The 18,991-nt window shown below is 39.7% G+C and carries 13 protein-coding genes; 12 read left to right on the forward strand and 1 reads right to left on the reverse strand.

Annotation, left to right across the window (positions count from 1 at the left end):
* Window positions 1-28: 28 nt before the first annotated feature.
* The 8 genes from BMX21_RS00955 to BMX21_RS00990 all read left to right on the forward strand — a co-directional run bounded on the left by BMX21_RS00955 (window position 29) and on the right by BMX21_RS00990 (window position 13,179).
* Window positions 29-1,747, forward strand: coding sequence for a MutS-related protein (locus tag BMX21_RS00955; RefSeq protein ID WP_092040193.1), 1,719 nt, complete (start codon window positions 29-31; stop codon window positions 1,745-1,747).
* A 120-nt stretch (window positions 1,748-1,867) separates the two neighbouring features.
* Window positions 1,868-2,368 (forward strand): ribonuclease HI, encoded by a 501-nt coding sequence (gene rnhA, locus BMX21_RS00960; protein ID WP_022756100.1) that lies wholly within the window; start codon window positions 1,868-1,870, stop codon window positions 2,366-2,368.
* Window positions 2,369-2,597: 229 nt separating this feature from the next.
* Window positions 2,598-4,463, forward strand: coding sequence for an ATP-dependent zinc metalloprotease FtsH (ftsH, locus tag BMX21_RS00965; RefSeq protein ID WP_092040198.1), 1,866 nt, complete (start codon window positions 2,598-2,600; stop codon window positions 4,461-4,463).
* Between the two features lie 274 nt (window positions 4,464-4,737).
* On the forward strand, window positions 4,738-5,367 hold the full coding sequence (locus BMX21_RS00970) for a PilZ domain-containing protein (RefSeq protein ID WP_022756134.1): 630 nt from the start codon (window positions 4,738-4,740) through the stop codon (window positions 5,365-5,367).
* A gap of 184 nt (window positions 5,368-5,551) precedes the next feature.
* Window positions 5,552-7,327, forward strand: coding sequence for a diguanylate cyclase (locus tag BMX21_RS00975; RefSeq protein ID WP_177173877.1), 1,776 nt, complete (start codon window positions 5,552-5,554; stop codon window positions 7,325-7,327).
* Between the two features lie 297 nt (window positions 7,328-7,624).
* The gene (locus tag BMX21_RS00980) at window positions 7,625-9,514 is read left to right on the forward strand and encodes a GGDEF domain-containing protein (RefSeq protein WP_092040206.1); all 1,890 of its coding nucleotides are present in this window, start codon (window positions 7,625-7,627) and stop codon (window positions 9,512-9,514) included.
* Window positions 9,515-9,853: 339 nt separating this feature from the next.
* Window positions 9,854-11,161, forward strand: a complete 1,308-nt coding sequence (locus BMX21_RS00985) for an alpha-amylase family glycosyl hydrolase (protein WP_092040209.1) — start codon at window positions 9,854-9,856, stop codon at window positions 11,159-11,161.
* Between the two features lie 209 nt (window positions 11,162-11,370).
* Window positions 11,371-13,179 (forward strand): M15 family metallopeptidase, encoded by a 1,809-nt coding sequence (locus tag BMX21_RS00990; RefSeq protein WP_092040212.1) that lies wholly within the window; start codon window positions 11,371-11,373, stop codon window positions 13,177-13,179.
* Between the two features lie 360 nt (window positions 13,180-13,539).
* Here the strand turns inward: BMX21_RS00990 and BMX21_RS00995 are convergent, their stop codons facing one another.
* Window positions 13,540-13,974, reverse strand: a complete 435-nt coding sequence (locus BMX21_RS00995; protein ID WP_022753915.1) for a dUTP diphosphatase — start codon at window positions 13,972-13,974, stop codon at window positions 13,540-13,542.
* A 265-nt stretch (window positions 13,975-14,239) separates the two neighbouring features.
* Between BMX21_RS00995 and BMX21_RS01000 the strand changes: the two genes are divergently transcribed.
* Genes BMX21_RS01000 through BMX21_RS01015 form a run of 4 tightly spaced genes read left to right on the forward strand, consistent with a single transcriptional unit; the run spans window position 14,240 to window position 18,121 of the window.
* The gene (locus tag BMX21_RS01000; protein ID WP_092040215.1) at window positions 14,240-14,923 is read left to right on the forward strand and encodes an amino acid ABC transporter permease; all 684 of its coding nucleotides are present in this window, start codon (window positions 14,240-14,242) and stop codon (window positions 14,921-14,923) included.
* Window positions 14,923-16,029, forward strand: coding sequence for an amino acid ABC transporter ATP-binding protein (locus tag BMX21_RS01005; protein ID WP_092040219.1), 1,107 nt, complete (start codon window positions 14,923-14,925; stop codon window positions 16,027-16,029). Before BMX21_RS01000 ends, BMX21_RS01005 begins: the two co-directional genes overlap by 1 nt.
* Window positions 16,030-16,042: 13 nt before the next feature.
* The gene (locus BMX21_RS01010) at window positions 16,043-17,137 is read left to right on the forward strand and encodes an FIST N-terminal domain-containing protein (protein ID WP_092040223.1); all 1,095 of its coding nucleotides are present in this window, start codon (window positions 16,043-16,045) and stop codon (window positions 17,135-17,137) included.
* A gap of 12 nt (window positions 17,138-17,149) precedes the next feature.
* Window positions 17,150-18,121 carry a methyl-accepting chemotaxis protein gene (locus BMX21_RS01015; RefSeq protein ID WP_092040227.1) on the forward strand — a complete coding sequence of 324 codons (972 nt, stop codon included), beginning with the start codon at window positions 17,150-17,152 and terminating at the stop codon, window positions 18,119-18,121.
* The last annotated feature ends 870 nt before the right edge of the window (window positions 18,122-18,991 follow it).

Raw genomic sequence — 18,991 nt, forward strand, 5'->3', positions numbered from 1 at the left:
ATTACTTGAAAAAGAAACGGAATATAATATGCAGGTTTATGTAACAGTACTTGGAATAATTGTAGCAATCCTTGTGATAGCCGCAATACTTGGAAAAAGAAACGAAAAAAGAGCAGAAAGATTTTATAGAAATAAGTTTATCAAAAACTGGGGCAAGGAACCCACTATTGATATAAGGGATAGCCGAAGACAGGCTATCCCCAAATATTTTGAAAATCACAAAGAAGATACAGCGCTTGATGATATCACTTGGAATGATCTGGGCCTTGATGCCGTATATGACAGGATCAATTATTGCAATTCAGGTGCAGGACAGGAGTATCTGTATTACAGACTTAGAACTCCCATGCAGACTGACGAATTTGAATCCTTTGAACAGCAGGTTGATAACTTTACTGCCAAAGAAGATCTTAGGGTTGATACCCAGCTTATCTTTGCAAGAATGTCCAATTTTGGCAAGCATTCGCTATATGACTATATAGGATCACTTGATGATCTTAAAATGTCATCAAGACTTCCTCATATGATCGCTGATCTTTTGATGCTCATATCTATTGCGGGATGCTTTTTTAAATTCGAAGTATTCTTAATTATCATAATTGCATGCCTTTTATATAATGCAGTTACATATTTTATCATCAAAGGAGATATCTCTCCTTACCTTTATATCTTTGGATATATCAACAGAATGCTTGGCGGCATAGATATGTTCAAGTCTGTTAAGGATGAAGTTCTTGCCAAAGAGACAAGGGAGCTTTTTGAATACGAAAAAGAAACCGATACTTTCAGAAGAGGTTCATGGATAATACTGGACCCCGCAAGGCTTTCCAACAGCGGTGATCCAATGAATATGCTGTTGGATTACATCTGCATGTTCACTCATATAGATCTTTTTAAATTCAAGAGCATGTACAAGTTTGTAAAAACTCATGGACAGCTTCTTGATAGTATAGTTACAACTCTCGGACGTATCGAGACAGAGATATCAGTTGCCTGCTACAGGGCTTCTCTTGACGGCAAGTACTGCCTGCCGGAGTTTGAGACCTTAAAAGGCGAAAAAGATAATGATAAAGACAGTAGTGTAGACCTTTCTTATAATGCAGCAGATCTCTATCATCCCTGCATGAAAAACCCTGTAGTAAACAGTATCACAGCAGATAAAGGAGTCCTCATCACAGGCTCCAACGCATCAGGTAAGTCAACATTCCTTAAGACAAGCGCTATCGCTACAGTTATGGCACAGACTATACATACAGTAACAGGATCTTCATACAAGGCGCCTATATATAGGATCTATTCTTCAATGGCGCTTAGAGACGATCTTGCAGGCGGAGACAGTTACTACATTGTAGAGATCAAGTCCCTTAAGAGAATATTAGACGCTGCAGCAAGTAAAGGTAGCAGGATATTCTGCCTTATAGATGAAGTACTTAGAGGTACCAATACCATAGAACGTATAGCCGCATCCACACAGATCTTAAAGAGCCTTGATAAGAAGAATATACAGTGCTTTGCAGCAACACATGATATAGAACTTACAGACCTTTTGAAAGATTATTATGATAACTATCACTTCGAAGGCGAAGTTACAGACAACGATGTTCACTTCAGCTACAGGATCCAAAAAGGACCCGCTACCACAAGAAATGCGATCAAGCTCTTATCTATGATAGGCTACGATACGACTATCGTAGAAGATGCTCAGAAGATGGCAGACGATTTTACAAGAACCGGCATCTGGGCATAAAAAACAATCAACTATAAAACAATTAAAAAACGTGGCAAAGATTTATATTCTGTTTGCCCGTGTGAGGGGCCTTAGATATGGCACCGACCTAGAACGTATATAGCATTTGAAAGGAATATTATGACACATATTGAAGTATATACGGATGGTGCAGCCAGGGGGAACCCGGATGGACCCGGAGGATACGGCGCTGTACTTAAGTTCACAGACAAAAGTGGAGAGCTTCATGTTAAGGAGCTGTCGGACGGCTTTGATAAGACGACCAACAACCGCATGGAGCTTCTTGGCGTTATTAAGGCTCTTGAAGCTTTGAATCATCCTTGCAGCATCGATCTGTATTCTGATTCCAAATATGTTATAAGCGCATTTAATGAACACTGGATAGAAGGGTGGCTTAAAAAAGGCTGGGTCAATGCTTCTAAAAAGCCTGTCAAAAACAGAGCTTTATGGGAGAGACTTTTAAAAGCCGCAGAGCCTCATAATATAACCTGGCACTGGGTCAAAGGTCATGCAGGGCATCCTGAGAATGAACGCTGCGACGAGCTTGCAACTACAGCTGCTGATGAGAATCCTGATATGCTGCTTCATGATGATGGTGGCGATCTTAAGGGAGTGTGCTGAATAATATCCGGTGTCTTATAAAGCTACTGACTATAGATATTTTTCAGAATACTTTATATTATATTTAGATTATTTGTAGCAAAAAGATGTTAGAATACAGTCAATATAATTATTATAAGGAAATCGTATATAGCTTAAAATACGATATAGGCAGAGCCTTTGAACAAATCAGTATTTAAAAGGGATTAGTATCAGGTTCGGACCTTATAGCCAAAATAGAAAGGAATCTATGAACGAAGTTAAACAACCAAAAAAACCACTTATTTTTTACTATCTGGCAGTACTTGTTTTGATGGTGATCATAAATCTTGTGGTTATGCCTCTTATAATCGGAGCTAACAGAACTGAAGTATCCTATAGCCAGTTCATAACCGATACAACACAGGGCAATATCAATAATGTCAAAATCTATTCAAATGAAATAGTATATCAGAACAATGATGGTAAGATCTACTACACTGCTACTATAGATGATCCGGAGCTTGTCAGCAGGCTTACAGAGTACGAAGTGGTTTTTTCCAGCGAGTTAGAAACTCAGGTTTCACCGTTTATGGAGTTCATTCTGACATTTGTACTTCCTATCATCATCTTTATACTGCTTGGAAGATGGCTGTCCAACAGGATGATGGACAGAATGGGCGGCGGTGCATCAGGTCAGTCCATGATGTTCGGAGGCCTTGGCAAGTCCAATGCAAGAGTATATGTACAGTCAACTGAGGGCATCAAATTTGCTGATGTTGCCGGTGAAGAGGAAGCCAAGGACAATTTAAAGGAGATAGTCGACTATCTTCATAATCCTGGCAAATACAAAGAGATCGGCGCTTCTATGCCCAAGGGCATATTACTTGTAGGCCCTCCCGGAACAGGTAAGACAATGCTTGCCAAGGCTGTTGCCGGAGAAGCTAATGTTCCTTTCTTTTCAATGAGCGGATCTGAGTTCGTAGAGATGTTTGTAGGTATGGGTGCTTCCAAGGTCAGAGACCTTTTCAAACAGGCCAAGGACAAGGCACCTTGTATTGTATTCATAGATGAGATCGATGCTATTGGTAAGAAGCGTGATGGCCAGTTAAATGGCAATGATGAAAGAGAGCAGACTCTTAATCAGCTCCTTACAGAGATGGACGGATTTGAAGGTAACAACGGTGTTATGATTCTTGCTGCTACCAACAGACCGGAATCTCTTGATCCTGCTCTTACAAGACCCGGACGTTTTGACAGAAGAGTTCCTGTAGAGCTTCCTGATCTTAAAGGCCGAGAAGATATCCTCAAGGTTCATGCCAAGAAGATAAGAATCTCAGATGATGTTGATTTTAACAAGATAGCCAGAATGGCTACAGGTACTTCCGGTGCTGAACTTGCCAATATCATCAATGAAGGAGCCCTTCGAGCAGTAAGAGACGGCAGAAGATTTGCTAATCAGGCTGATCTTGAAGAGAGTATAGAAGTTGTAATAGCCGGTTATCAAAAGAAAAATTCAATCATGTCTGATAAAGAAAGGCTCATCGTATCCTATCACGAGGTAGGACATGCTCTTGTAGCTGCAATGCAGAAGGGAACAGCTCCTGTTCAGAAGATAACTATAGTTCCTCGTACAAGCGGAGCTCTTGGTTATACCATGCAGGTAGAAGAAGAGGGTAATCACTATCTTATGAGCAAGACTGAGCTTGAGAATGAGATAGCAACATTAACAGGAGGCCGTGCAGCAGAAGAGGTTGAGTTTGGATCTGTTACAACAGGTGCTTCCAATGATATAGAGCGTGCAACTAAGCTTGCCAGAGCTATGATCACCAGATATGGTATGTCAGATGATTTTGACATGGTTGCTCTTGAAACAGTTAATAATCAGTATCTTGGCGGCGATGCTTCACTTGCATGCTCTGCCCAGACTCAGGCAAGGATCGATCAGAAGGTAGTAGAGCTTGTTAAAAAACAGCATGAAAAGGCTATCAAGATCCTTAAAGATAATAAGTCAAAGCTTGACGAGATTGCCAAGTATCTGTATGAAAAAGAGACTATCACAGGTGAAGAGTTTATGAACATCTTAAACCGTAAAAGTGATATAGCTGCTACAAGCGCAGAATCTTTTTCCGTATAAAAAGATTTAAAAAAGCCTTTTAGATACCGTATGATTTCACGGACTTTAGTATTTATTTGATATACTAAAGCCGATCTGAATCAGTATATAAAGCCATTCTAATAAATGATGATGTGGATTCTCATTTTAGAATGGCTTTTTCCATATCGGAAAACCGGTTGCGATGAGTTTTGATTTGCGTCATAATAAAGTGGACGAAATTCTTACATTTTCTAAGTTCAGTATCCTGTGATCAAGTAGTACATAGCTTGGATATGCTGATAATGGGGTGAATATGGATATAACTGATTTTTCTACGGGTACAGAGATTACAATTTATATCCCTATAATGGACAAGATGATTCCGGCAGTATGTAGCGTCGTCGGGCCAAGAGGCGAAGGGATAATGGTAACTCAGCCAAGATATAAAGGGGTACCACTTAATGAAATGCATGATTTCTCCTTCAGCATCCATGATAAGGATTTTAACAGATATAATTTCAAGTGTAGCCTTATACAGCCTATAGCTCAGCTTAATAACAGGTTCTACTATATGGAAGGACTTCAGGGTATAGACACCAAGAATTATCGCAAAGCAAAGAGATATCCTGTAGGTATTCTGGGGACTGCCTATGCCGGCAAGGGTAGAGACGCACAGGTGGTCATATATGATATATCCATGAGAGGTATATCTTTTGCTATGGAGAGAGAAGCTGTATTCCGTATTGGCGATGATGTGACTATAACGTTTCAGGAGAAAGAACGCAGCAGGCACTTGGTGATACAGGCTCAGATAGTCAGAAAGTTCTCTCTTGATGACTATGAGGCGGTTGGATGCAGGATGCATGACATAGGAACAGATGTAATGGCCTTTATAAAAAGGGTTAAGGACAGATATACGAATGGGGGCGAATCCGAAGATTAGGAATGATCAAAAGATAATGATCTGATATGGACAATGTAGATAGAATATGAAATATAGAATATTCTGATCATCTATTTTCTGATCATCCGTATCTTAATAGCGGATTTTGACTTATATGAAGAAGATTGCTTTATTAACAGATGGATGGCGCAAGTTTATAGTTTATGCCTGGGCAGAAGGCATAATGAGAAAGATACGTAAAGAGAATCTGGACATGGTCTTGTTCCAGTTCAACTGCTTTGGTAACTGGAGTAGTGATAGAGAGAACAATCAGGGGGAGTACAATATCTTCAACCTTCCTGATCTTACAGCATATGATGGTATTGTCATAGATGCCAATAATATAACAGATTATGAGGTGCTTCAGAAGCTCATCAGGATGGTAAGAGAAAGCGGAAAACCTGCTGTCAGCATAGGTCATGAGTTCCCTGGTCTGTATTATGTGGGTATTGATAATAGAAAGCCTATAGAAGAGATCATGGATCATCTTTATAATGTCCATAATTGCAGAAGCTTTGTCTTCGCAGGAGGTCCCGGAGACAATTTTGAGAACAGACAGAGGGCCGAATCTTATCTGGACTGTCTCCAGAAATATCAGCTTACAGAACTTAATAATCCGGTATTGTACGGTGACTACGAATTTGCCACAGGCGTTCGTTATATGAATGATTATATTAAGAACCATAAGCCCTTCCCTGATGTTTTTGTATGTTCTAATGACAATATAGCTACAGGAATCTGCAGGACAGCTGAGCTTAATGGTTATCATGTCCCCGGAGACTTTCTTGTCACAGGTTTTGACAATCTTGAGAAGGCAAGGAACTATCTTCCTCAGATAACTACTGTTAATATGGATAGAGAGCTTATCGGAGAAAGAGCGCTTGAAATACTTATCGATCTGTGGGAAGGAAGAGAAGTATCCTCTCACACATATACAGATGCCAATGTTATCTTTGCCGAAAGCTGTGGTTGTCCCAACAGCGGAATGGTAGATTATAGGAATTATCTTAAGAGTGTAATTGACTCTAACTGTGCCAAAGAGGTTTTTGATAATGAGATAGCATGTCTTGAAAGAGATGTACTTAAAGAGCCTACTATGCATGATATGTTTGACACTATAGAGAAATATATGTGCAGTAAAAATGTTGAAGGTTTCTTTGCAGTAGTAGATGAGAGGATATTTGAGCCTTACATGAGTACTCATTTTCCTACGGAGGGGTATTCTCGTCCTGATCTTAAAGTACAGCTTGCAGTATGTAATGGCAAGAGAACGTCTTTTGAATCGGTGGAGGACCTTATAGGATATATAGATCATAATCTTAAGGGAGTTCATTACCTTTTTAATCCTATACATTTTGGCAATGAAGCGGTTGGTTATACGCTTCATAAGAATCCGGTATTTCTCTATGAATGGTCCAATCTTCTCGATATGCAGGAAGGAATCATAGAGGGCTTTAAGAATCTTTTCCACAAGAAACAGCTCACCAATGCCATGAAGCAGCTTGAGGATGTCTACAATAAGGACCAGCTGACCGGGGTTTTCAACAGGATAGCTCTTACTGATATTGTTGAGTCCAGATTCAATAGAGAAAGAGCCAGGGGAATCATCTGGGGAGTTGTATTTGTTGATGCTGATAATTTTAAGACTCTTAATGACAGATACGGTCATGAGTATGGTGATAAGGTGCTTAAGATCATCGCTAAGACTATGAAGAAGCATGTGCCTGAAGGCGGCGATGTATTCAGATTTGGAGGAGATGAGTTCGTAGCTCTTTTTCCAAATGCATCCAGAGGCGTTTTGAAAAGTTACAGAGAGAAGGTTGTAAGCGAGCTTGAGCAAAATGATACTGCTATCAGCATGGGAAGCTGTCTTACCAATATGAATATGACTCTGACCTTGGCTGATTATATTTCGGCTGCAGATGGCAGTATGTACCTTGATAAAAATGACAAAGGCTGATCATTACTAGTGTACTGACTCGTTCATATTTAATCAAATTACTTGGCTATGAATTTATCTACATCGTCATAAAATCTCGCCAATGATTACATTGCCTTCGATTTTATTCCTTGTATATAAATCCATTTCCTTCGCAATTTGATCAAATATGAATGAGTCAGCACACTAGATTCAGAGAGCTTTATAACCTGCTTTTTGTCCAATATTTTTAACTAATTTTTCAAAGGATTTTTTCCGAAAAACTATATGGGTATGTATTACTGCATTTTATGATTTGAGCTTTTTCGGAGGATCCGAATGAAAATAAAATTTTCAGGCGAACGATACAGATATTACATTCTTGGATTTCTTGCGCTTGGTTTTTTTATAACTACGGCTATTTTTAGTTATAATACCAAAGATACAAATGAGCTTTTTTTCAGTATAGAAGACGGTGTATATATCGACTTTGATGAAGGTTGGATCGATGAAGATGGCAATACTGTCAATATTGCTGATCTAACTTATCACGGGCATAAAGACAGAGAGAGTTACCTTTTTTACAGAACTATTCCGGAAGGTCTTACAGGTGAAGAGTCTCTTAGCTTTGAAGTTAAGCATATGGGATTTTGCATATATTTTGATGACAGGGAATATGATGGATACGATTATGGAGAGACTCCGGATAGTCTGGACTTTGTAACGAATGATCTTGATGCAAGATATGTAACTACAGATTTTGAAAAGATGATAATGCAGCACTATACGGACTATTATAAATTGTATGGTGTTGATTATATTGCGTATATGGCTGATGGGTTAGGATCAGGCCTTGGAAGCCGCGGGGCGGGTACTTATCTTAGGACTATGCAGCTATATACTTCTGATGTTGGAGATACTATATATCTCGAACTGTTCCCTGTCTATAGTAATTCCAAGATTTGTAACATGGCAATCGAACCGGCGAGCGCTTACATAAGATCCAGGATCATGGCTGCTCTTCCAAGTTTTATTGTCTGTATAGTTATTATTTTAATAGGAGTTGCTATCATAATTGCCACTAAGCTTATCTCTGACCAAAGATCAGGAAGAATATATGAGTCACTTGCTGCTCTGATCATCCTTGTAGGGTTATGGTCGATGATAGAAACTCATCTTCTTGACTATGTCCTTGGTACATCCGAATACCTGCATACGATTTCATATTTTCTCCTTATGTCGATGGCTTATCCTATAGCGGTATTTAGTGATATGGTGACGCTTAAACCGCATAAGAGGATTGCCGGAATTGTATTCTGGGCAACTGTAATCCTGATCGATTATTGTACGTTTACCAACTATAATGAGATATTCGATTTCCATGAAACAGTATATCTTTCAGATCTGCTTATAATGGTAACGGGCTTTTTCGTTATAATCAGGATCATCATGGATCAGAAATTCAGGAAAGATAATGATCTTCATGTCAATACCAACTGGATAGATCTCTCTCTTGCATTTATAACTTTTATGGGTCTTATAGATCTACTTAGGTACATAAACATTTTGCATATCAAGAAGATATTTGATAGTGGTTTCTTCACAAGAATAGGTGTCCTTGTATTTACAATCGGTATGTTCATCAATCTGTTCATAGATACTATGAATAGGAACAGGCAGGCGGATAAGGCCGGAGCCTATATGGAGATGGCATTTACAGATGCTCTTACAGGTATCCCTAACCGCGGAGCTTTTCTCCTAAAAGAGAGTGAGATCTCTGACAGGATGAGGGAGGTTTCCAAGAGGAAAAAAGATGTAAACTTCCAGATAGTATATGTAGCACTTGATCTTAACGGTCTTAAGATAGTAAATGATACTTTGGGACATGCAACAGGTGATGATTATATAGTTGCTGCTTCAGGGATATTGATGCAGGCATTTTCAGATTATGGTTATGTGTACAGGGTTGGCGGTGATGAATTTGCATCTTTTATCGTTTGTGATAATGCAGTGGACAGGTATTTAGAGTGCATTGACAAGATGTGTGAGATGATTCGGGATTATAATGAAAAGTCAGGCAGGGATATGCAGATGCATATAGCTTATGGCTATAGTGTGTGGACTCCGGGAGATCATCGCGATATTAGCAAAGTAGAAAAAGATGGCGATGAAGCTATGTATGAAAAGAAACGTCAGATGAAAAAGGTAGCTGCTAAGAAGAAAAGCTGATTCCACTTGGACGGGCCGGCATCCCCAAAGTCTTTGCAGGGGCAGGCAGTATATATATCATTGCCATGCTGTTAATAGTTTTATAATTCATGGCATGATATCTGGAGCTTTTCATTCTGGGGTCCAAACTCGCTTCGCTCAGACATGTGGACCCCGGGCAGAATGAAAATCTCCATCTATCACGCTCATGAATTTAATAAAACTATTAAAAGCATGGCAATGATATATATACTGCCTGCCCCTGCAAAGACTTTGGGGATGCCGGCCCGTCCAAGTGGGAAGTTTAGTAAGATAATTATAAAAAAGTTGAGTATAAGAATTTGTAGGGAGGCTTAATCTATGTGGGCTTATGAAAGTGTTTTTTATCAGATATATCCACTTGGCGCCTGTGGCGCACCTTTTGAAAATGATGGTAAACCTGAAAAGAGACTCAAAAAACTTGATACTTATGTTCCTCATCTGAAGAAATTGGGAGTAAAGGGCGTCCTGTTCAACCCTTTATTTGATTCTGATACCCATGGTTATAATACAAGAGATTATCGCAAGGTTGATGTAAGACTTGGAGATAACGCAGATTTTAAAAAGCTTGTTGATAAGCTTCATAAAGCAGGTATCAAGGTCATACTTGATGCTGTATTTAATCATGTAGGCAGAGGATTTTGGGGCTTTACTGATGTCCTTGAAAAAAGGGAAGGATCAGAGTATAAAGACTGGTTTCATATAAATTTTGGCGGCAATAATGGCTATAATGACGGACTCTGGTACGAAGGCTGGGAAGGTAACTTCGACCTTGTTAAGCTCAATCTGCAGAATCCGGCAGTTACAGATTATCTTATAGATACTGTTAGATACTGGATTGATACTTTTGATATAGATGGTCTTAGGCTTGATGTTGCATACTGCCTCGATCAGAACTTTATAAGAAGGCTTCGCTATGAATCTTCGCAGATGAAGGAAGATTTCTTCCTGATGGGAGAGATGATAGGCGGAGATTACAGGAATATCTGCGGAGAGGGCCTGTGCGATAGTGCTACCAACTATGAATGCTACAAAGGGCTTTTTTCTTCAATGAATTCTTATAACCTGTTTGAGATAACGCATTCACTTCTGCGTCAGTTTGGCCCTGAGAACTGGACCTTGTACAGGGGCATGCATCTGTGGTCTTTTGTAGACAATCATGATGTTACCAGAGTATCAAGTATCCTTGCTAATCCTGAACATATAAAGCCTATCTATGCTCTTATGTTCGGGATGCCGGGTATACCATCTATATACTATGGTAGTGAATGGGGATTTAAAGCAGATAAATCTCAGGGCGATCCTGCGCTTAGACCTATGTTTGATAAGCCTTTATGGAACGAGCTTACAGATTATATAAAGGGATGCGTTAGTGCGTTCCAGTCATCCAAGGCCCTTCAGTACGGAGCCTTTAAATCACTTGTCCTTCAGAACAAGGCCTGCGTATGGGAACGTGAGACTGATGATGACAGAGTACTGGTAGCATGTAATATAGATGGTGCACCATTTACTGCCCATTTCGATGCAAGAGCAGGACAAGCCGTGGATCTTATAACCAGCGAGATGATAGATTTTGGCGGCGGCCTTGAAATCCCGCCATACACAGCCTACATACTAAAGCCGCAATGACCCCCCTTGGGACGGAGGCAATGTCATTTCGCCTACAAATGCCCCCTAGGGACTGATGCACAGAAAAGGTTACGGCCTGGAAGCTTCTACGTTGGAACATTGGATTTTTATGAGTTGTAAAAAGATATGTTACACAAGTAACGACATAGAGTTATAATATAAACGATATAACGATATATTTATACTAAAAAATACACGGAGGATATGTAATGAAATTTCTAAAGAAGCTTCAAACATGCACTATCGTTGTAGTAATGCTCACTGTAACTATCTTTTGTTCATCAGGTAAGCTGTCTTCGGTTTATGATAGTTTTAATTTAATAGGTAATAACGTTTATGCAAGTGGCGACTATAAGTATTCTGTTGATTCCTCGGACTTCGTCCTTCTAACAGATGTCATTCCGGATGCGATTTTAGAAATTCGCTATTATTCTACTTACAATTTTGTTGGTGATCGCATCACAGGATATGAAGAACCTATAGCACTTCTTACAAAAGAGGCAGCAGCTGCACTTAAACAGGCAAGTGATGAGTTCAACTCCCTTGGCTACAGACTTAAAATATATGATGCATACAGACCTCAGATGGCTGTAACTCACTTTGCAAACTGGGCTTTGGATGTAAATGATACAAGGATGAAGGCTTTCTTTTATCCTGAACTTGATAAAAGCGTTTTGTTTGAGCAGGGATATATAGATGCACATTCGGGGCATAGCAGAGGAAGTACGCTTGATCTGACTCTTTTTGATATGAATACAGAAAAAGAAGTTGATATGGGCGGAACTTTTGACTATTTTGGAGAGCTTTCACACCCGGATTATACAGGTATTACTGAGCAGCAATATGCAAACCGTATGCTTCTTCAAAGCGTTATGGTAAAACATGGTTTTAAGCCTCTTCCGGAAGAGTGGTGGCATTTTACACTTGTCGATGAGCCATATCCGGATACCTATTTTGACTTCCCTGTTAGTAGAAGCTCGCTATTAACTAATGCTAGTGACATAGAAGATCAAAACAATAATAATGTTAAGGAACAGTCTGATGAGGGCGTCCTTGATCCTCTTTCATACTGGACTACAGAAAGTGCGGCCAGAACATCGCTTGTTTCATATGTAGCATCAGTTACTGATGAAAACAGTCCTGATTTTATCCCTGTTAGGGACAGGATCGCAGTATTTGATCTTGACGGAACTCTTTTTTGTGAGACAGATCCCAATTATTTTGATTATTGCCTTTTAGAGTACCGCGTTCTGGATGATCCTACGTACAAGGACAAGGCCTCTGATTTTGAAAAAGAGGTTGCACTTAAGATAAGAGATCAAAATCAAAACCATACTTCTTATAAAGGATTAGAAGTTGATCATGGTAAGGCTGTTGCATCAGCTTTTGCAGGAATGACAATAGAAGAATTCAATCAGTATATACAGGCTTTTAAGGCTCAGCCCATGCCGGGATATAATAACATGACAAGAGGACAGTCTTTCTATCTTCCGATGGTACAGGTAGTTAACTTCCTTCAGGCTTATGACTTCACTGTTTATATTGTCAGTGGTACAGATAGATTTATAGTCAGAGGTATTATAGATAATTCTATACTGGACATTCCTCCCAGACAGATAATAGGTTCTGATGAGACTATAAAGAGTAATGACCAGGGCGATGAAGATGGTCTTAATTATGTATTTGAGGATGATGATGTCCTTATCCTTGGCGGAGAGTTTATTGTTAAGAATCTTAAGATGAATAAAGTATCCGTAATAGCTCAGGAGATAGGACAGCAGCCGGTGCTTTCTTTTGGCAACAGTACAGGTGATCTTAGTATGTGCGAATATGTAGTTAGTAACAATAAGTACAAGTCTATGGCATTTATGCTGTGCTGCGATGATACAGTAAGAGAAAACGGCAATGTAGAAAAAGCTGATAAGATGTATGCTCTATGTGATGAGTGTGATTTTGTACCGATTTCTATGAAGAATGACTGGACTACGATATATGGCGATAATGTAACAAGAAAATAACTGAAACTTCGCACTTGCCAAAAATACGCCACCCTTTGAGGCAGCGCCGATGCGGATAGTTTATAATGCATTTTCATATCTTGAAGGTGTTATAATTCAGGGCATGATATCTGAATTTTTATATTCTAGGGTCTGAAACTCGCTTCGCTCAGACATGCAGACCCTAAGAAGAATATAAAAATCCATCTCTCATGCTCCTGAATTTTATAACACCTTCAAAAGATATGAAAATGCATTATAAACTATCCGCATCGGCGCTGCCTCAAAGGGTGGCGTATTTTTGGCAAGTGCGAAGTTTGAAAAACTAAGACATACAATGCAAAAAAATGCCCTAAGGGGGCATTTTAGCAAAGCCAAATGTTATGAAATACCTGTGGAGCCAAAGCCTCCGCGATCAGGTCCTTCAAGATGTTCTACTTCTTCGAACTCAATTGCAGGCTGCTGCTTCATGATCCTGAACTGGCAGATACGGTCGCCCTTGTGAATCTGTGTATCTCTCATTGCAAGACATGGCATACGCCACATATCCTGGTCACCTGAATAAGAATTATCGATTACTCCTACACTATTGGTCTGGATCACACCAAAGTTCTTGAATGTTGAACTTCTAGGTGCAAGATGAGCTTCATATCCATCAGGAAGTCTCATTGCAACTCCAAGAGGTACAAGCTTAAAATCTCCGGCTTTCATAGTTACATCTTCACTTGCGCGAAGATCATACCAGTCAGATTTGCCTTCTACAAGAGTAAGTCTTTCAACATCTTTATCAAAATATTTGATGATTATTTTTTCCATTAATGAGGCCTCCATATAATTGTTTTTCATAGAATACCATCATACTACATATCTGCTCTGCCTGTAAAACACCTCCGTCAGCTACCCCAAAAGAGCCACTGATTTTGTTCCACTAGGGGCTGTTTTGCTGCAATTAGTTTGAAGTATTAAAAAATGCTAAGTAAATTAAAGTAAACAGCCGATATAGCTTTGTAGAATAGAACATTTGCGATGCTTTTTTTGCACCTATAGATAGTATCTGGTTTTATTGACGTGGCGGGTGTATATGAATTCTTTGCCTGAGCAGTTATATGACATCTTCATAAGAGGCGGCGCATATCTTACGATCCTGAAAGGTATAGGAGTCACACTTGAGATTACTATACTATCGGTATTATTCGGGACCTTGTTTGCTTTTGTGGTATGCAGGCTTAGACTTAGCCACAATATCATATTGAGTACCATAGCAAGGCTGTATATAGCGGTCCTTAGAGGAAGTCCTGTTCTTCTTGTTTTGATGATATTTTACTACGTGATATTTGCTACAAGTCCTTTATCTGCTCCGATGATCGCGGTATTTGCTTTTTCGGCCAACTTTGCAGCTCACGTAGCTGAGATTATGAGGACTTCTTATCAGGCAACAGACAAGATGCAGCGTGAAGCAGCCAGGACTCTTGGATTTAGCAGATGGCAGTCTTTCTACCTGATATCTTTTCCTCAGGCAGTTGATATAGCTCTTCCTGTGTATCAGTCAGCAGTTGTGACGCTCCTTCAATGGACCAGTGTTGTAGGATATGTAACCATAACAGACCTTACTAAAGTCATCAATAATATAACGATAAGAACCATGCAGCCGGTGATATTGCTTATCACAGGAGTGCTGTTGTATCTGGCTATCGCATATCTTGTGTATGGGCTCTTTTATCTAATAGAACAGGTAAGAGCCGCCCGCAGAGGAGGTGATGGCTGATGGACATGATCCGGATGGAGAGTGTATCCAAGAGCTATAACGGCGTCTGTGTGTTAAAAAATATAAATCTCACCATTAAAAAGGGAGAGATAGTTGTAATTATCGGAGGCTCCGGATGTGGCAAGAGCACACTCCTAAGGCTTATAGAGATGCTTGAAAAACCTGACAGCGGACATATCTACATAGGAGATAGTGACATAACGGCCGCCAAGGGCAAAAACATTGACAGACTTAGAACAAGGCTCGGAATGGTATATCAGGGCTTTCATCTGTTCAGTCATATGGATGTTCTTAAGAATATAACACTTGCACCTGTAAAACTGAAACATATGACAAAAGAAGCTGCAGATAACAAGGCAATGGAATTGTTAAAAGCAGTTGGACTTACAAATAAGGCACACATGATGCCGGATCAGCTATCAGGCGGACAGAAGCAGAGAATTGCCATATGCAGAAGTCTTGCAATGGATCCTGAAGTGATGCTTTTTGATGAACCTACATCAGCACTTGATCCTACGATGATAGGCGAAGTACTTGCAACTATAAGGCTTCTTGCCAAGCAGGGCATGACGATGGTCATCGTGACTCACGAGATGTCTTTTGCCAGAGAGATAGGAAGCAGGATCATATTCCTTGCAGAACATGGAATATATGAGCAGGGCACTCCCTCGGAGATATTTGATAGCCCTTCAAAGCTTCTTACAAGAGATTTTATATTCAAATTAAAGCACTTCACCTACGATGTGTATGCAAGACACTATGATCTTATGAAGATGCACGGTGATCTGCAGAAGTTCGGCGAAAGGTACGGCATAGAAGGTAAATATATAATAAGACTTCAGTTGTATGCCGAAGAACTTATAGAAGAGGCTATAAACCAGCAGGATGCCAAGTATCCGGAGATAAGCCTTAGAATATCACTTTCTGAGGGTACTAAGGATTTTAATATAGATGTTGTCTATTCGGGAATCAATAGGGATATCTTTGATATTCTCGATGAAGATACAGATGGTATACATATAGGACTTACTATATTAAAAAAAGTAGCCAGAGTAAGAGAACACAGTTATAAGTATGGAATCAACACACTGAAAATTGTTGTATAAAAGGAGGTCTAAAATGCAGACATTTATCGGCAACAGTTTCAACAAAGATGCCAAAGCAGCGGTTGCAGAAGCCACAAAAGGGCTTAGCAATCCGCATATGATCCTCTTTTTTGCTAACTTCAATATGGTTGAAGCTGTAGCAAAAAAGCTCAAAGAAAGTTATCCTGATGTGCCTACTATAGGAACATGCGCGATCTCATATTTTGAGAAGGATGCAAGTGATAATAAACTCATAGTAATAGGATTTGGTTCTGATGCTAAGGTCAAGGTTGGCGTTCTTAGATATCTCTCCACGACTCCTTTATATGACATAATGGATCTCAAAAATGCAGTCAAGGAAGTTGGCCCCGGAGATGAAGATACTATCTGCCTGGAATTCTGTACCAATGACGAAGAGATTCTTGTTACAACTATGAACGTAGTTCTGGGTCAAAAGAAGGTAAGACTTGTAGGCGGAACTGTATTTGGAGTTCCTGATGGTAAAAAAGGCTGCGTTGCAGTTAATGGCGAGATCTATGAAGATGCATGCTGCTATGCAGTTATAAAGAATACCTCCGGCAAGATAAGAACGTATTCTGAGAATATCTATAAATTAAACCCGGATGCCAAGAAACATATAGCTACTAAGGTCAATCTTAAGACCAAGGAGCTGGTTCAGATGGATTATAAGCCGGCATCAGAAGTATATGCCAATGAGCTGGGTATCCCTAAGAGCCAGATTGTTGATAACGTGCTTGAGAATCCTCTCGGACGTATTCTGGGAGACGAAGTCTATATCTGTTCTCAGTATGGAATAGGAGAAGGCGGATCTCTTATCAATTATAAGAAGTTCAATGAAAATGATACTGTTGCGATCCTGCATCTGGAAGACTATGAAGCTATAAATGCTGATACCAGAAGCAAGATCAAAGCAGAGAATCCAAAGATATCCTTTGTTTTTAGTGTTAACTGTATATACAGGCATTTGCTCTTTACTAACAAGAATCATCTGCAGGATTTCATGAATGACATGGGTAGCCTTGGCAAGCATGTCGGAGTTGTAGGTGGTGGAGAGCAGTACAATACACAGCACGTTAATCAGACAATGGTCTGCGCAGTATTTGATTGATGGAGGTATGATATGGCTTTCTTCAAAAAAACAAAAGAGAATGTGGATCAGAATGCAGTCCAGGGTGTGCAGGCCAGAAGCATAGCAGAGCAGCTTGCACCTCTTGCAGAAGCAGGCAGATTTGCTGTTGAGCAGAAAGATAAGCTTCAAAACGAGGAAGCGGTAACCATTGAAGGTATCGAGGAGATCGGTGACCACTTCGAACAGGTTAAAGACAAATATGATAATATCATAAATTCCGTAGATGCTTTTAAAGAGCAGTTTGAAAATGTAAGATCTATCTCTGATACATTCGAGAATATCGTTGAGAAAATGGTCAAGACAGCGGATGATTCTCATGAAGGAATGAACAGAGTGGATGATAGTTCTAATTCTGTATCAGATACTATCGATGCGATGCAGGAAGTATTTGATAAGTTCCAGGAAAGCTTTGATGAGATTCAGGATCAGGTCAACCAGATCAACGCTTTTGCCAACCAGACTAACCTCCTTGCCCTTAATGCTTCTATCGAAGCTGCAAGAGCAGGCGAAGCAGGCAAGGGATTTGCGGTCGTTGCAACTCAGGTCAATAAGCTCTCTATTGAGATCAAGAACCTTGTTGCATCAATTGATACAGGTATGGCCAATCTTAATGCCAACAACCAGTCTCTTAAGGACTCTCTTAATAAGACCAAAGAAGCTATAGAACAGTCTCATACGGAGATTGTAGCAACTCAGGAGATTATTGGTAACATTAAGACTGTTGCGGATGAAGTCGGAGATCAGAGTCAGGAGATGACCGGAGTATTTGCTAAGTGCGATGAGTCAATTGAAGCAATATCCGGAAGTATCGAAGAATCCAATCGCTACTTTGGCAATGTTACTGATAGTATAGTTGAACTCAAGAACAAGATCACCAAGAAGGGTCTTATGTTCGAAGACATGAACAACGTATTGAGCCAGTTCGCTCCTTACATCGATAAGATCGTTAAAGATAACCAGTAAAACAGGTAGGTCGTAGCCCCTTTGGGCTCACCGGTACTTTACACTTACAAAACAGACTCCATCCCATGGAGCTGTGCTGGCATGGGTGGTTTATTAAGTCTTGTAGTGTCTTGAAATTGTTATAAATTCAAGGCATGATATCTGGATATTTATATTCTAGGGTCCGAAACTCGCTGACGCTCAGACATGCGGACCCTGAGAAGAATATAAATACCCATCTATCAAGCTCTTGAATTTTATAACAATTTCAAAAGACACAACAATACTTAATAAATCATCCATGCCAGCGCATCTCCAAGGGATGGAGTCTGTTTTGCAAATGGAAAGTACCGGCGAGCCCAAAGGAAATTTACAAAAGTTTTACGATTTCATTCTTTATTGGACTCATTAAAAAAATGTTGTATAATCAAAATGTTGTGCAAAAAATATAACTTAAACTTTCCACTTGGGCTGTGCAGTATCCTTGAAGGGTTGGCATAGGGACACAGCGCTTGGGATGCAGAATATAAATCTTAGCCACGCTTTTAATCGTTTTATATATTTCATGAGCGTGATAGCTGTAGATTTTTATTCTGCTAGGGGTCCACCTGTTTGAGCGAAGCGAGTTTGGACCCCAGAATAAAAATATACAGATATCATGCCATGAAATATAAAACGATTAACAGCGTGGCTAAGATTTATATTCTGAATCCACAGCGCTGTGTCCCTATGCCAACCCTTCAAGGATGCTGCACAGCCCCTAGCGAGAAGCTTAAGTTTATAATTCTTTATTATGAAAAAAGTTTTAATTCTTATCGAACATATTTTTTTCACAAATATATGAGAGAATGTTTCTGTTCGATTGCTGCAGGGATTTAGGCAATAGGCTCT

This window comes from Butyrivibrio sp. TB (assembly GCF_900110805.1).
GTDB lineage: Bacteria > Bacillota > Clostridia > Lachnospirales > Lachnospiraceae > Butyrivibrio > Butyrivibrio fibrisolvens_C.

Bases quoted from the DNA above. Each gene is read 5' to 3' on its own strand.
- BMX21_RS01005 (WP_092040219.1), top strand. From the start codon at position 14,923: ATGGACATGATCCGGATGGAGAGTGTATCCAAGAGCTATAACGGCGTC.
- BMX21_RS00990 (WP_092040212.1), top strand. From the start codon at position 11,371: ATGAAATTTCTAAAGAAGCTTCAAACATGCACTATCGTTGTAGTAATG.
- BMX21_RS00970 (WP_022756134.1), top strand. From the start codon at position 4,738: ATGGATATAACTGATTTTTCTACGGGTACAGAGATTACAATTTATATC.
- ftsH (WP_092040198.1), top strand. From the start codon at position 2,598: ATGAACGAAGTTAAACAACCAAAAAAACCACTTATTTTTTACTATCTG.
- BMX21_RS00985 (WP_092040209.1), top strand. From the start codon at position 9,854: ATGTGGGCTTATGAAAGTGTTTTTTATCAGATATATCCACTTGGCGCC.
- BMX21_RS00980 (WP_092040206.1), top strand. From the start codon at position 7,625: ATGAAAATAAAATTTTCAGGCGAACGATACAGATATTACATTCTTGGA.
- BMX21_RS00975 (WP_177173877.1), top strand. From the start codon at position 5,552: ATGAGAAAGATACGTAAAGAGAATCTGGACATGGTCTTGTTCCAGTTC.
- BMX21_RS01015 (WP_092040227.1), top strand. From the start codon at position 17,150: ATGGCTTTCTTCAAAAAAACAAAAGAGAATGTGGATCAGAATGCAGTC.
- BMX21_RS01010 (WP_092040223.1), top strand. From the start codon at position 16,043: ATGCAGACATTTATCGGCAACAGTTTCAACAAAGATGCCAAAGCAGCG.
- rnhA (WP_022756100.1), top strand. From the start codon at position 1,868: ATGACACATATTGAAGTATATACGGATGGTGCAGCCAGGGGGAACCCG.
- BMX21_RS00995 (WP_022753915.1), bottom strand. From the start codon at position 13,974: ATGGAAAAAATAATCATCAAATATTTTGATAAAGATGTTGAAAGACTT.
- BMX21_RS00955 (WP_092040193.1), top strand. From the start codon at position 29: ATGCAGGTTTATGTAACAGTACTTGGAATAATTGTAGCAATCCTTGTG.
- BMX21_RS01000 (WP_092040215.1), top strand. From the start codon at position 14,240: ATGAATTCTTTGCCTGAGCAGTTATATGACATCTTCATAAGAGGCGGC.